This is a genomic window from Bacillus sp. S4, assembly GCF_040838205.1.
GTDB classification, from domain to species: Bacteria; Bacillota; Bacilli; order Bacillales; family Bacillaceae_G; genus Bacillus_A; species Bacillus_A cereus_U.
This window is the reverse complement of record NZ_JBFPJI010000074.1, coordinates 1-14,162: the sequence shown is the minus strand read 5'-3', so window position 1 is coordinate 14,162 and position 14,162 is coordinate 1. Positions and strand designations below refer to the sequence as shown.

Genomic DNA, 14,162 nt, shown 5'->3' with positions numbered 1-14,162 from the left:
GAATATATATGATTCGCGGAGTACATTCATTATCATTTGGGATCAACAGATAAACAATGAGTTTGCAGATTTACTAATGTTAGGAATACGTAATATTGTTATAGCACCAGTAACCCCACAAGTGGTACTAGAGGAAGTGAATAAGAGTTTATATCAACTTTCTTTAGTGCGGCAAGTAGGTTTACAACAAGAATTGCTTCAAACGATGTTTGATTTTCAAAATGATTTATTATTTATAGTAGAAGATGATGAGATTGTTGATTGTAATACGAATTTTTTACAATTCTTCGGATATGATAATTTATTTACGTATCGCGAACAACATTTAGTGTTTGCAGAACATCTTATTAGAGAGAACGGATATTATTCGACGACTCACGATATAACATGGTTGGATGATACTTTATCAAATGGAAGAAGAATTAAAATGTACAATCATGAAGGAGAAGCATTGACTTTTCTATTACGTGCGATACCATTACCAGAAGACTTATCGCGATTTATAGTAAAATGCACAGAGATTACAGAATTAGATGAAATCTATCAAGAGCAAGAAAGACTTGCAATGATAGATTCATTGACAGAAATATATAATCGTTTGAAATTCCAACAAATATTGGAGAAAGAGTGGGAGAATGTAATACGTAACGATGAAAAAATAGCACTTATTTTGTTTGATATAGATAATTTTAAATCAGTAAATGACACATATGGTCATGATTTTGGCGATTTAGCATTAGTACAGCTTGCAGATCTTATGAAATCTAAAGTTGAAAATCAACATATATTTGCAAGGTGGGGAGGAGAGGAATTTATAATATTAGTGACAAATACGGTAGAAAAAGAAGCCTTTCAAGTTGCGGAGTCATTACGATTTTTTATTGAAACAAAGCAATTCTCTGGAATTTCGAAATTAACAGCGAGTTTTGGAGTTGCGTTACATGAGAATGGGATTACTAAAGAAGAATTAATGCAAAGAGCGGATATTGCATTATATGAAGCAAAAAAAAATGGGAAAAATCAAGTATGTATATATAGAAAAGAAAAAATGTGATTTTTCGCAACAAATTGTTGCGATTTTTTTTTATTACCTGATAATAGAATATGGGGGACCATTTTAAATGAAGTAACGACGGAGGAACAATATGATAAAAAAAATAATGGCTATGGTTTCACTGTCTGCTGTAGTTTGCGGCGGAGTATACTATTTTCTCTATAGTCCAGATCCAAAGGAACAAGCAGTATTAACAACAAAGGTAACGCCTGCTATTGAGTCAGAGATACAAGATAATATAGAAGAAGTACAAAAAATTGATTATGCTAGTATATCTCAAAAGTTAGATCAGTATTTAGTAGGAAAGCAATTTAATGGGACAGTTTTGGTGACAGATAAAGAGCATGTTATATTGAATAAAGGATATGGATATGCTGATGTTCAAAATAAAATAGAAAATACACCTCAAACAAAATATCGTATCGGTTCTATTACGAAAACAGTTGTTGCTACATCCATTCTACAGTTACAAGAACAAGGGAAGTTAAATATCCAAGATAATGTAAATAAATACATTCCTTCATTTCCAGCAGATAAAAACATCACGTTATATCACTTATTAACGCATACATCTGGTTTACCGGAAAATGGGGAAGGAAAGGTTAATGTAGCTTCACGTATAAATTTAATAAATTGGATTGGAAGTCAAAAGTTAGATTTTCCACCAGGAACAGGTTGGAAGTATACGGATTATAATTATATGGTGCTCGCTTATATTATAGAAAATATAACGAAAAAGCCTTTAGGAGATTATATAAAAGAAAATATATTTACAAAGGCAGAGATGCATGAATCAGGTATGGGAAATATGGTGCCTGGAGATAAAAACTTCACGAAGGGTTATGTGAAGAAAGATCAAGAACTTGTACCAGCGCAAAAATTAGGGATGGACTGGTTATATGGCTCTGGTGAGATGTATACGACAGTAGGAGATATGAAGAAATTAGATGAAGCGATTATAAATGGCAAGCTTCTTTCTGAACAAAGTATACAAGCGATGTTTACACCTTCACAAGAAAGAAAATATGCATTTAGCTTTTACATATATCCTGATTTTTTCCATAACCATGGTGTACTATCTGGTTGGAATACGTTTAATAATTTCAATAAAGAAAAAGGAACGTTTGTTATTTTATTTTCAAATGTGAAGAATGGTTTGGATGATGATTTTAATAAGGAATTTCGGAAGATGGTAAATGATTTATTAGAACAAAGGGGATGAGAAGATGGAAAATAAAAATTTATCAATAGGTTTTATTGGTATTGGTGTGATGGGAAAAAGTATGGTTAACCATTTAATGCAAAGTGGTTATAAAGTATATGTATATAATAGAACGAAGGAAAAAGCGGATTCTTTAGTGCAAGAGGGTGCGACTTGGTGTGATACACCGAAAGCGTTAGTAAAGCAAGTTGATGTTGTTATGACGATGGTTGGTTATCCTCATGATGTAGAAGAAGTGTACTTTGGGATAGATGGAATTTTAGAACATGCAAATGAAGGTACGATAGCAATTGACTTTACAACATCGACACCAACATTGGCAAAACGTATTAATGAAGTTGCGAAAAGCAAGAATATATATACATTAGATGCACCAGTATCTGGAGGGGATGTTGGAGCTAAAGAAGCTAGACTAGCAATTATGGTCGGTGGAGAGAACAGAATATATGATATTTGCTTACCTCTATTTGAAAAACTAGGAACAAATATTCAGTTGCAAGGCCCTGCTGGGAGTGGACAACATACAAAAATGTGCAATCAAATTGCAATTGCTTCTAACATGATAGGAGTATGTGAAGCGGTAGCGTATGCGAAAAAGGCGGGACTTAATGCAGATAAAGTATTAGAGAGTATTTCGACAGGAGCTGCAGGTAGCTGGTCATTAAGTAATTTAGCTCCTCGAATGTTAAAAGGAGATTTTGAACCTGGCTTTTATGTAAAGCATTTTATGAAAGATATGAAGATTGCTTTAGATGAAGCTGAAAAATTACAATTACCAGTACCGGGTTTAACCCTAGCGAAGGAATTGTATGAAGAGCTAATCGTAGATGGAAAAGAGAATAGCGGAACACAAGTATTATACAAAAAGTATATAAGGGGGTAAATGAAATGGATCTCCAAAAGTTTGACGAAATGATTGATGCTGTGCAGCGAGCAACTTGTGTACAGATTAATGATAAGCAAAAAGAAGCTTTTAAACAAAAATACGATTTTGGACCAGATTTTGAATATGGAAGAGATGAGAAAGGGCATTATGTTATCCGAACCTCGAAAAAGATGTTAGAGGAAATGGAGTTTTATTTGGCATTGAAATATGATCGGGATGGAATTGCCCTTTATATGCATGCTGAGATTGAAGGGACATGTCATGTATCCGTTAGCTATAGCGAGGATGCACTTCATTTGCAAGAATTGTTTCAATTTCTAGAAGAAAATAAATAAAAAGTCCTCATTTGAGGACTTTTTATTTATTTAGGCAGGCATAATATTTAAGTTGGATAATCTATAGGCTGGAAGCGCGACGGCATCTTTCAATTGGGAATGGAATAACTTGTGCAATGTGATTAGGACCCAACTGTTTCGCGCGAGCATGGCGTAGTATATAAAATGCGCACAGAATAGAAACAGGAATAGCACCATATAAACCAAAAAATAAAGCGCTTACACACGATGCAGCAAAACCTAAAACACCAACTTCTAATTCTTCCATAATAGCTCCTAAAATGACAGGAATAGCTCCGCATATAACTCCTAGTATAAGTGCGATAAGTAAACTCATGATTATCCCCCTCTGTTTGCAATATTCTTTTCCTTCTTATTAGTTGTAGTATATCATACGTAAAACAGAATTTTCAGAAAAAATTCAAAAAAAGTTCAATAAATGTTCAAAAAGTATTCCGAAATGTACTTGATAAAGTGGAATTATGATTCGAGATATTTGATTTAAACAAACGAAAGGGACAAATCATTTTAGTAAATAAAAAATCAGGCTTACTTCAATGTTATGAAATAAGCCTGTTCCATAGGAGGATGTATATATGTAGAGTGAATAAAAGGTTGGAAAAGGGGTTCCAACCTTTTATTCAACTAGCTACCTTAATAAATTGGAACCCAACCTTCTGTTGTAACAAAAATACGAATAGCTACAACTTGGCGATCATCTTGTAAGGTAAAATAGTGTCTTGCATTTTCAGGTACAGATATAAGATCACCAGGCTCAAGTTCAACGTCAAAGAATCGACCATCTTTTCCTTCAATAGCGAAGATGCCATGACCGCTGACAATAAAGCGAACTTCATCGTCAGTATGATGGTGTTCTTTTTGAAAATTAATTAATAACTCGTCAAGGTTAGGTGTGCTATTTGAAAGTGAAATCACATCATATGCTTTATAACCTCTGCGCTCTGAAACATCCGCAATTTCTTTTGAAAACAACGTTAATATTTCAGCTTTATTTTCATCTGTTAGGGAGTAATTTTCTTTTAAATGAGTAGGAAGTTTAGAAATATTCCATTTCTCATATAAAACATCTTCTCCTTGTAGAAAGTTTGATACTTCTACTTCATTCTCAATACGAGTATTTTCCTCATGAATACGAATTTGCGCCATTAGAAACGCCTCCTTGAATTGATAATAATTTTATATGAAATTGGAATAAAAACTCATAAGCTTCTAATCTTTTTTTTGCATCAAAGCTATCACGGCCCCATACGGTAATGCCATGGTTTCGAATTAATACTGCTCCTGAATCTCCTTGTATATGCTTTCGAAATTTCTCTCCAAGCGTTGGGATATGAGCATCATTTTCGATAATAGGAATGTTAATCGTTGCACCTTCTTCCCAAATATCAAGAGCTTTAATAATCTCTTGATTTTGAAGGGTGACTTTATCGCTATACAAATTTGTGATGACATTATTATCAGTTGTATGAACATGAAGTACGCACCCGGCATTCGTACTGTTATAAATATGTGTATGCAATATTGTTTCTGCTGAAGGGCGTAACTCAGTTTCTAAAACGGGAACTCCTTGATGATTTACTAATAGAAAATCATCTGGAGTGGTTTTTGTTTTATCTTTGCCACTTGCTGTAATAAGAAAAGTAAGGGGATCATGACTGACTTTTATAGAAATATTTCCACTTGTTGCTGGAAACCAATTCCGAGTTGTTAATTCTTTTTTTATTTCACTTAAGTCATACCATTGACGAAAAAGTTGTTTCATGATTTCACCTCCAACAAATGTTGTAATTCGACTTGAATATCGTGAAATGTGTTAAAGGATATATAAGCAATATGATTTTCTTCACATTTTGTAATAAGGAAGTCACGGGCAAATACTTTATCTGCTTGTTTTGCTGCTTGTAAATCAGTAATGGAATCTCCTATCACAATATGAAAATCATCTTTAGAGCTTAGTTTCCGAATTAATGATGATTTACAGAGACCACAACTATGCTGACATTGCTCGTCACAAGGGTGCGGCCATTTAACTTCAACAAATTCTCCTGAAAAGTCAGTTGCATTACAATAAATTTGTTCTTTAGGGATTATTTCTTGTAAGAGTGGATAGACGAAGAAATCCATTCCACCTGATATAACGTAAAAGGAAATGTTATTTTCATTAATAAATTGTATGAATTCATGAAAACCTGTACGGATTTCAGCAGTTTCTTGTAAAAACTGAATAATATCATCGTGTAGATTAATAGGTATTAATCGAAATAATTGAGAAACACCTTCTTGAATAGAAAGTTCTTGCGATAAAATTTTTTGCTTTATTTCCTCTGCTGCTGGTGGTGCGAATTTTTCCATAATGGACATGATATTATCGTTATTTGTAATCGTACCATCGAAATCACAAAATACTTGAATACTCATAATTTCACCTCATGAGAAGGATTTCCCCATATTTGTAGTGCGCTATGCAAATTTATTTCATCCACTTCATGGAGTGGTTTACCTTGTAAAGTAGCTTCAATTGCAGCACGGAAAGCTTTGCCACCACCTTGAGCTCCATTTGGATGCCCATGAATCCCGCCACCGGCATTAATAACAACATCCTTACCAAAATCTCGTAGAATAAAGGGAACGAAACCAGGATGAATTCCAGCAGATGGAACAGAAAAACTTTTCTTGAAATAGTGGTCTTCCTCAGTTAATGCTTCTGTAATGAGAAGAGCTTCCTCTTTTTCTAATGCAACGTTGCCGTATGGTGATGGGAATAAAGAGAAATCAGCACCAGCGTAACGTAGTAATTTTCCAAGTAGTAATGGAGAAGAGAACCCGTATAGTTTCGATGACGAATATGCGCCACTTACAGCAGGGTGTGCCATAATAGGAATTGGAATTTCCTCGTCTTCTACAAGTGATTGCAGTACATCTAATCCATAAGAAAATACATTAAATAAAAGAATGTCTGCTCCAGCTACCACCGCACGTTTCGCGTTCTCTTTTAAATCATAAGTTCGCCCTGTTAAATTTACTGCGTATAAAGTTTTATGTCCGTAAGTTTCGTATACAGATTGTAAAACTTCTTTCCCAGATTCAATTCTTTTTGTAAGTGGTGTTAATGAGTTTTCGAATAAAATTTCATCATCTTTTACAATATCTACGCCTCCAATTGCCTGATCGCGTAGTTGAGTTTTTAAATATCCAATATTCCGTCCTATCATCCCTTTAAAAATACTCATTAGAAGAGGGCGATCTTGAACTTGTAACAGGTTTCGAATGCCTTCGATTCCAAATTTTGGTCCAGGAAACTGTTTCTTTAATTCGTCTGAGAATGTTAAATCAATTAGTTTAATTTCTCCATCTAACGAAAGTTTTCCAAATGTTGTTGTCAAAATGGCTGGTAAGTCGGGGCTAAAGTTCAGCGATGGATAATGAATTTTAATGAGTCCACGTGATACTTTTTTGCCAAGGTAAGAGTTAATATGTTCTTGTTCGTCTAACGCTTCAATATGAATGACATTGCCTTTATGTTGTTTTAATTGTTCTTGTAATAAGTGTGGCAAATGAGTCCAAGAGCCAATTGTTAAACCAATTGCAATTTGTTCCGCTTTCTTTTCTAAGTTGTGAGAATCATCGTGGATTAAATATGTCGCTATAATTCCGCTCATTGTTATAACCTCCTAGTTAAATAAAAAAACCTCTCAGCTAAGGAGAGGTTTTTTTACAACCAGCTCCTTATCTGTCAGCGTAACGCTGCGAGAATTAGCACCGTGTCTACAATTGTAGATCGGTTGCCGGGTTTCGTCGGGCTCGTCCCTCCACCTGCTCTTGATAAGAAGTATTTAGAAATGTTTAAATTTTTAAGATAACTGAATTTTGTCAGATATTTTTTATGTTGTCAATGACTTTTTGAAAAAATTTAATTTATCAATTCGATTAATTGCTTCTCGTAATCTATCTTCTGTATGCAAGAGACCAACACGGACATACCCTTCGCCGTGCTCACCAAATCCAACACCAGGAGCAACTGCAACGTGTGCTTTTTCTAGCAAAATATCAGAAAATTGCTCAGATGTATATCCTTCTGGTACAGGAAGCCATGCAAAGAATGATCCGGTTGGAATATCTACATTCCAACCAATTGAGTGACAAGCTGAAATAAGAGCATTTCTCCGAGATTCATAACTATTAACAAGATCTACCACACAAGACTGCGAGCCTAATAGTGCTTCGCGGGCAGCATCTTGAACTGCACCAAAAATACTAACATACATATGATCTTGCAATAGGTTAATTGTTTCGATGACACTTTCATTCCCCACTGCAAAAGCAATACGCCAGCCAGCCATATTGAAAGTTTTTGATAAAGTGTAAATTTCAATTCCTGTATCTTTGGCGCCGTCTGCTTGCAAGAAACTAACAGGCTTTTGACCATCAAATCCGATAGCACCGTAAGCAAAATCATGAACAACTAATATATTATGTTTACTAGCAAAATGAATGGTTTCATCAAAGAATTCTTTTGATGCAGTAGCACCGGTAGGATTATTAGGATAGTTTAAAAACATTAACTTGGATTTCTTGGCAATAGAGTCATCAATTTTTGTATAATCTGGTAAAAAATTATTTTCTGCAATAAGCGGCATTGTTTCAAAGTGCGCTTTTGCTAAAGCAACTCCGGATAAATAATCTGGATAGCCTGGATCTGGAACGAGAATGGTATCACCAGGGTTTGTAAAACAAATTGGTAATTCTACTAATCCAGCCTTTCCACCAAACAAAATAGCAACTTCAGTTTTTGGATTTACTACTACATCATATTCACGTTGATAGAATGTTGCCACGGCTTCTTTTAAGCTTTCATGTCCGCGAAATGGCGGATATTTATGATGAATGGCCTTTTCAGCAGCATCTTGTAAAGCTTTTACGATATGCTGTGGTGTTGGTTGATCTGGATTACCTTGACCTAGATTAATAACATCGTGACCAGCTGCAACGACTTTGTTAACTTTTGCAACAAGTGAAGCGAAAAATTGTGTCGGCAATGATGTTACTACTTCGGAAGGTTGAAAATTTTTCATACTTTTCACCTCTTTTGAAAGTTGTTACAATTCTAGTGACAAATGATATAATCTTTCCAGTATTTTGTAAAGAAAAAATTAGGAATGGGGCGGACAAAATGAAAGTCGCATGTATTCAAATGGATATTGTCTTTGGTGATGTAGAAAAAAATATTGAGAACGCTAAAAATAAAATAAGCGAAGCGATGAAAGAAAGACCAGATGTTATCGTCTTACCAGAATTATGGACAACAGGATATGATTTAACAAGACTTTCTGAAATTGCAGATAGGGATGGATTGGAAACGAAAGAAAAGTTGAAAGAATGGTCGAAACAATATGGTGTACATATTGTTGGTGGTTCCATAGCGAAGCAAACAGAGCAAGGTGTTACAAATACAATGTATGTTGTAAACAATGAAGGGAATCTAGTCAATGAATATAGTAAAGTACATTTATTTCAGCTTATGGATGAACATAAATATTTAGTAGCTGGTAATGAGACAGGTGAATTTAAGCTAGATGATGTAGAGTGCGCTGGCACAATTTGCTATGATATTCGTTTTCCGGAGTGGATGCGTGTTCATACTGCTAAAGGTGCAAAAGTTTTATTTGTTGTAGCAGAATGGCCATTAGTACGTTTAGCGCATTGGCGTTTGCTTTTACAGGCGAGAGCAGTTGAAAACCAGTGTTATGTTGTAGCATGTAATAGAGCAGGAAAGGATCCGAACAATGAGTTTGCAGGTCATTCTTTAATTGTCGATCCTTGGGGTGAAGTTGTAGTAGAGGCAAATGAAGAGGAATTTATTTTATTTGGAGAGCTGAAATTCGAGAAAATTAAAGAGGTTCGCAAAGGAATCCCAGTTTTTGCAGATCGTCGTCCAGAATTATACAAATAAAATGTTGACAAGTGATTTTTATTCTTGGTATAGTCTTCATCATAAAGTTAAAAATTCAAAAAATTATACAACTCTTATCAAGAGCAGGTGGAGGGATTTGGCCCGATGAAGCCCAGCAACCGACCGCAATACCATTGTGAAATGGGGCGTTTATGACGTCAAAAGGCACGGTGCTAATTCCAGCAGAAAGTAAACTTTCTGGCAGATAAGAGGGGAGAAGATAAACTTCAAACCTCTTTCTTTGTGGGAAGAGGTTTTTCTGTGCTAGAAAAACCTCTGAATTAAAAGGGGGAGAAGACGATGGGATATTATTCATTAACAGAAGTAACAGCTGTACACTACGCAAAAGAACATGGATACTTTGATAAGAAAGCGAATGTAATCTGCCATGAAATTGGAGATGGCAATTTAAATTACGTATTCAAATTAGATGATGGAGAGAAGACAATTATATTAAAACAAGCACTTCCATATGCAAAAGTAGTTGGTGAGAGCTGGCCATTGTCAATAAAAAGAGCAACGATTGAAAGTAAAGCACTACAAATTTTCGCGAAGTATGTACCGGAATACGTTCCAGAAGTATACAGTCATGATGAGGAGTTGGCAGTGACAGTAATAGAAGATTTATCAAGGCTAACGATTACAAGAAAAGGATTAATAGACGGAGAAGAGTATCCTCTTTTATCCCAGCATATTGGTCGCTTTCTAGCACATGTTTTATTTTATACTTCAGATTTCGGCGTACGTTCAGAAGAGAAAAGAGTGTTAGATAGTGAATTTGTTAATCCAGATCTTAGTAAAATCACAGAAGATTTAGTGTTTACAGATCCGTTTGGTCATTATGATACGAATGATTATGAGCCAGAGTTACAACTAGCGGTTGATGAACTGTGGAGTGACAAAAATTTAAAATTAAAAGTAGCACAGTATAAGTATAAGTTTTTAACGAGAAAAGAAGCGCTCATTCATGGGGATTTACATACTGGTAGTATATTTTCATCGCCTTCTGAAACGAAAGTAATTGATCCAGAATTTGCAACGTACGGTCCATTTGGATTTGATCTTGGCCAATTTATTGCAAATTTATTATTAAATGCGTTATCGCGTGAAGAGGAAAAAAGAAGTGTGCTATTTTTCCATATCGAGAAAACATGGAGTTATTTTGTAGAAGCTTTTACAAAGCTATGGATTGGAGAAGGTGTAGAAGTATATACGAAAGAGAAACAATGGTTACCAATTATTTTGCAAAATATTTTTAGTGATATTGTTGGATTTGCTGGATGTGAACTGATTCGTAGAACAATTGGTCTAGCACACGTGGCAGATTTAGATGAAATATCAGATAAAGAAAGAAGAATTCAAGCTAAAAAACAAGCACTTTATTTAGGGAAAGAACTATTAAAATATGAATCAAAGAGCGCAGATATACAACTGTTCCGAACATTATTTCAACATACAATTTCAGGAGGCGTAAAGGCATGAGTACAATCATTACTATTCCGAGATCTGTAAGTTGGAAAGGAGATACCATTGCGGTATTAAACCAAACAAAGTTGCCGCATGTCACTGAATACAAAACATTAACGAATGTTGAAGATGTATGGAAAAGTATCATTATGTTAGAAGTACGCGGAGCACCTGCAATTGGGATTGTAGCTGCGTTTGGTTTGGCGCTTGCGGCAAAGAAATATGATGCTACAAATATCGATGAATTTCAAAAGAAGTTTAATAGAGATTGTAACTATTTAGGGACATCACGTCCGACGGCAGTCAATTTATTTTGGGCAATTGATCGCATGAGAGAAGCTATACGAGGGATTTCTACAATAAAAGAAGCACAAAAAATATTAGAAGAGGAAGCACTTCGTATTCAGCAAGAGGATGAAGTGGTGTGCCGAAGTATTGGAGAACATGCTTTAACATGTTTTAAAGACGGTGATAAAATTTTAACAATTTGTAACGCTGGAAGTATTGCAACTGCTAGATATGGAACAGCATTAGCCCCATTTTATATTGGGAAAGAGAAGGGTGTACGTTTACATGCCTATGCGTGTGAAACGAGACCGGTTTTACAAGGTGGTCGTTTAACGACATGGGAATTGAAGCAAGCAGACATTGATGTAACGCTTATTACGGATAATACTGCAGCACATGCAATTCGAACGAAAGAAATTAATGCGATTATTGTAGGAGCAGATCGAATCGTTGAAAACGGTGATACTGCTAATAAAATAGGAACATTAAATTTAGCTATATTAGCAAAGTATTTCGGTATCCCATTTTACGTTGCAGCACCGTTATCTACATTTGATACTACGAAACAAACAGGTGCTGAAATTGTCATTGAAGAAAGAGATGAAACAGAAGTTACGAAAATTTTTGGGAAACAAGTGGCGCCACTTGGAACGCCTGTATTTAACCCTGCATTTGACGTAACACCGCATGGATTAATTACAGGAATTATAACTGAGAAAGGTATTTTACGTGGAGATTATAAGCAAGAAATTACGTCATTATTTGAAAAAACAAGCTAATCACAAATAGCTTGTTTTTTTATGCCTAAGATTCTCTTTTCCTCTTATTTATGTAATGAAGGGAGGAGAGAAAGATGGAAGAGTGGATCAGGATGATAGGTAATGTGGGGTTTCCAATTGTTGTAACGCTATATTTACTACATCGCATTGAAAGTAAATTAGACGGAGTGATTGTTGCAATTGAGAAACTCCCTAAACAATTACTAAAGTAGGAAGATCCTCGCGATAGAAAGAAAAATAAAGTTTGCTCTTCGTGAGCAAACTTTATTTTTCTTATTGAGCAGTATAACCACCATCGATAACAACAGCTTGACCAGTTATGCCTTTTGCCTTTTCACTTGCTAAAAACATAGCATAATCTGCAATTTCTTGTACTTGCAACAAGCGCTTCTGCGGTACAAGAGGATAAATAATATCTTCTAAAACATTTTCAAGTGGTACATTTCGTGTAGTCGCTAAATCCTCTAGTTGATTGCGTACAAGAGGGGTATCGACATAACCAGGGCAAAGGGCATTTACAGTAATACCATGGATAGCACCTTCTAAAGCGGCAACTTTTGTTAATCCAATTACGCCATGTTTTGCGCTATTGTAGGCAGCTTTTCCAGCGAATCCGACAAGGCCGTTAATAGAAGCGACGTTAATAATCCGGCCGTATTTTTGTTTTTTCATAATAGGAAAAGCGTGTTTGATGGCGATAAATGGAGCGATTTGCATTATTTTAATAAGAAGTTCGAATTTCTCAGTTGGAAAATCTTCAATCGGTGAAACATGTTGCATTCCTGCATTGTTAATTAATACATCTAGTGAACCGAAATGACTAACTGTTTGAGAAAGCGTTGCTGTAATTTCTTCTTCAGATGTAACGTCACATTTTAAACCGATAGCTTGAAAGCCTTCTTTTTGTAATTGTTCAGCAGCTTCTTTCGCACGATCTTCAAGGCGATCAGTAATAACAACTTTTGCGCCTTCTTTTGCAAAAGCGTTCCCCATTTCATAACCAATACCACTCGCAGCACCTGTTAAAAAGACAACTCGATTTGTAACCATGATGAAAAACACTCCTTCATAATAAAAGTTCTCTTATTGCTCTATTTAGAGGGGGAACTATGAAATTCCTGCAAACATTTGGAAAAAATCGTTAGCTATCTTGTTTTGCAAAATAGTCTCTGTTATACTATTTTGTAAAGCAAGATACTTACGCTTATCTATCTTGTAAAACAAGATAGTGGGAGGATTTGAATTATGTCGACAAGTCAAATGCTAAAAGGGATTTTAGAAGGTTGCTTACTTGCTATTATTTCTGAAGGTGAAATATATGGTTATGAAATGAGTGAAAAATTAGCGAAATATGGTTTCACAATGGCGAGTGAGGGAAGTATTTATCCGTTATTAATACGAATGCAAAAGGAAGGATTAATAACAAGTGTAATGAAGGAATCTCCATCTGGTCCAAAGCGAAAATATTATACATTAACAGAAAAAGGCGAGGAAGCACTGGATGAATTTATGGGTCGCTGGGAAGCGATGCAAAGTAGTGTAGAACGTCTACTTGAAGGGAAGGGAAGAAGAAAATAATGCTATCAAGTGAAGCGCAAAAGTTTTTGTTAGATATGAGATTATTTTTGACCGCAAAGAGTGTGAAAGAAAGCGATATGGAAAGCTTTTTAGAAGATGCAGAGTTGCATTTAATAGAAGGTGAGAGTGACGGGAAAAGTGTAGAAGAAATTTTGGAAGCTCGCCGAAAGAATATGCCAATGAACTTGTAAAAGTGATGGAAAGGGATAGACAGGAAACGTGGAAGCAAATTGGGTTTACGGTAATGAATATCGTTTCGTTTTGGATTATTGCTTCTATTTTAATAGTTAATAATGGGATTTTACAGATTTCGCTTATTCAGTGTATTGGCTATAGTTTTACATTGATTTTAGCTGTTGTGGGTCCTAATTTTCTGCTTCGTAAAATGACATTTGTAACAAGTTTTACAAAAACGTGGTTTTCCATGTGGTTTTTAGTCATGATTGCGCCAATGTTTTTATTAGGAGCTGTTACGATTTTAGATGTGATATATCCTACAACGATGTTTACGTTGACTCTAGTCCAAAGTTATATATTAGCTGGAGGGATCTTTATCCTCACGGTAGCTATAAATATATATTT

Annotated in this window: 16 protein-coding genes, 1 pseudogene and 2 riboswitches; of the genes and pseudogenes, 10 read left to right on the top strand and 7 right to left on the bottom strand. The window is 35.2% G+C overall.

Annotated elements, in window-relative coordinates:
• The 4 genes from AB3X48_RS10380 to AB3X48_RS10365 all read left to right on the top strand — a co-directional run.
• On the top strand, nt 1-1,054 hold a 1,054-nt coding region (locus AB3X48_RS10380), incomplete at its 5' end, for a GGDEF domain-containing protein (RefSeq protein ID WP_367959430.1).
• 91 nt (nt 1,055-1,145) lie between these two features.
• On the top strand, nt 1,146-2,276 hold the full coding sequence (locus AB3X48_RS10375; RefSeq protein WP_016106079.1) for a serine hydrolase domain-containing protein: 1,131 nt from the start codon (nt 1,146-1,148) through the stop codon (nt 2,274-2,276).
• A 4-nt stretch (nt 2,277-2,280) separates the two neighbouring features.
• Nucleotides 2,281-3,159: an NAD(P)-dependent oxidoreductase gene (locus AB3X48_RS10370; RefSeq protein WP_016106078.1), complete on the top strand. Its 879-nt coding sequence runs from the start codon at nt 2,281-2,283 to the stop codon at nt 3,157-3,159.
• Nucleotides 3,160-3,164: 5 nt separating this feature from the next.
• Complete coding sequence (locus tag AB3X48_RS10365) at nt 3,165-3,497, top strand: DUF3909 family protein (protein WP_002122159.1); 333 nt, start codon at nt 3,165-3,167, stop codon at nt 3,495-3,497.
• Between the two features lie 61 nt (nt 3,498-3,558).
• Here the strand turns inward: AB3X48_RS10365 and AB3X48_RS10360 are convergent, their stop codons facing one another.
• The 6 genes from AB3X48_RS10360 to AB3X48_RS10335 all read right to left on the bottom strand — a co-directional run bounded on the left by AB3X48_RS10360 (nt 3,559) and on the right by AB3X48_RS10335 (nt 8,590).
• The gene (locus AB3X48_RS10360) at nt 3,559-3,834 is read right to left on the bottom strand and encodes a hypothetical protein (protein WP_002160633.1); all 276 of its coding nucleotides are present in this window, start codon (nt 3,832-3,834) and stop codon (nt 3,559-3,561) included.
• A gap of 317 nt (nt 3,835-4,151) precedes the next feature.
• Nucleotides 4,152-4,664, bottom strand: a complete 513-nt coding sequence (gene mtnD, locus AB3X48_RS10355) for an acireductone dioxygenase (protein ID WP_002111583.1) — start codon at nt 4,662-4,664, stop codon at nt 4,152-4,154.
• Complete coding sequence (locus tag AB3X48_RS10350) at nt 4,642-5,280, bottom strand: methylthioribulose 1-phosphate dehydratase (protein ID WP_002111581.1); 639 nt, start codon at nt 5,278-5,280, stop codon at nt 4,642-4,644. Before AB3X48_RS10350 ends, mtnD begins: the two co-directional genes overlap by 23 nt.
• Nucleotides 5,277-5,936: a 2-hydroxy-3-keto-5-methylthiopentenyl-1-phosphate phosphatase gene (locus AB3X48_RS10345; RefSeq protein WP_016106077.1), complete on the bottom strand. Its 660-nt coding sequence runs from the start codon at nt 5,934-5,936 to the stop codon at nt 5,277-5,279. The genes AB3X48_RS10350 and AB3X48_RS10345 overlap by 4 nt, the downstream gene beginning before the upstream one ends.
• Complete coding sequence (mtnW, locus tag AB3X48_RS10340; protein WP_016106076.1) at nt 5,933-7,177, bottom strand: 2,3-diketo-5-methylthiopentyl-1-phosphate enolase; 1,245 nt, start codon at nt 7,175-7,177, stop codon at nt 5,933-5,935. The genes AB3X48_RS10345 and mtnW overlap by 4 nt, the downstream gene beginning before the upstream one ends.
• Before the next feature lie 64 nt (nt 7,178-7,241).
• A riboswitch (SAM riboswitch) is annotated at nt 7,242-7,347 on the bottom strand.
• A 52-nt stretch (nt 7,348-7,399) separates the two neighbouring features.
• The gene (locus AB3X48_RS10335) at nt 7,400-8,590 is read right to left on the bottom strand and encodes a pyridoxal phosphate-dependent aminotransferase (RefSeq protein ID WP_016106075.1); all 1,191 of its coding nucleotides are present in this window, start codon (nt 8,588-8,590) and stop codon (nt 7,400-7,402) included.
• 14 nt (nt 8,591-8,604) lie between these two features.
• Here AB3X48_RS10335 and AB3X48_RS10330 point away from each other — a divergent pair, with 14 nt between their 5' ends.
• The 4 genes from AB3X48_RS10330 to AB3X48_RS10315 all read left to right on the top strand — a co-directional run bounded on the left by AB3X48_RS10330 (nt 8,605) and on the right by AB3X48_RS10315 (nt 12,214).
• Entirely contained in the window at nt 8,605-9,468 is an 864-nt protein-coding gene (locus AB3X48_RS10330; protein ID WP_033711022.1) for a carbon-nitrogen family hydrolase, read from the top strand.
• A 71-nt stretch (nt 9,469-9,539) separates the two neighbouring features.
• A riboswitch (SAM riboswitch) is annotated at nt 9,540-9,680 on the top strand.
• A gap of 88 nt (nt 9,681-9,768) precedes the next feature.
• On the top strand, nt 9,769-10,950 hold the full coding sequence (gene mtnK / locus AB3X48_RS10325) for an S-methyl-5-thioribose kinase (RefSeq protein WP_002111574.1): 1,182 nt from the start codon (nt 9,769-9,771) through the stop codon (nt 10,948-10,950).
• Nucleotides 10,947-12,002 (top strand): S-methyl-5-thioribose-1-phosphate isomerase, encoded by a 1,056-nt coding sequence (mtnA, locus tag AB3X48_RS10320; protein ID WP_016106074.1) that lies wholly within the window; start codon nt 10,947-10,949, stop codon nt 12,000-12,002. Before mtnK ends, mtnA begins: the two co-directional genes overlap by 4 nt.
• Before the next feature lie 74 nt (nt 12,003-12,076).
• Complete coding sequence (locus tag AB3X48_RS10315; protein ID WP_000393342.1) at nt 12,077-12,214, top strand: YvrJ family protein; 138 nt, start codon at nt 12,077-12,079, stop codon at nt 12,212-12,214.
• Between the two features lie 61 nt (nt 12,215-12,275).
• Here AB3X48_RS10315 and AB3X48_RS10310 read toward each other — a convergent pair whose 3' ends face one another.
• The gene (locus AB3X48_RS10310; RefSeq protein WP_088099489.1) at nt 12,276-13,052 is read right to left on the bottom strand and encodes a 3-hydroxybutyrate dehydrogenase; all 777 of its coding nucleotides are present in this window, start codon (nt 13,050-13,052) and stop codon (nt 12,276-12,278) included.
• 195 nt (nt 13,053-13,247) lie between these two features.
• On the opposite strand from AB3X48_RS10310, the gene AB3X48_RS10305 reads away from it, so the two are divergent.
• Both AB3X48_RS10305 and AB3X48_RS10300 read left to right on the top strand, forming a co-directional pair.
• A complete protein-coding gene (locus tag AB3X48_RS10305) occupies nt 13,248-13,580 on the top strand; it encodes a PadR family transcriptional regulator (protein ID WP_016106072.1) in 333 nt (110 codons plus the stop codon).
• Nucleotides 13,580-14,162, top strand: a pseudogene (locus AB3X48_RS10300) (DUF1129 domain-containing protein); the annotation flags it as partial. The gene AB3X48_RS10305 and the pseudogene AB3X48_RS10300, both read left to right, overlap by 1 nt.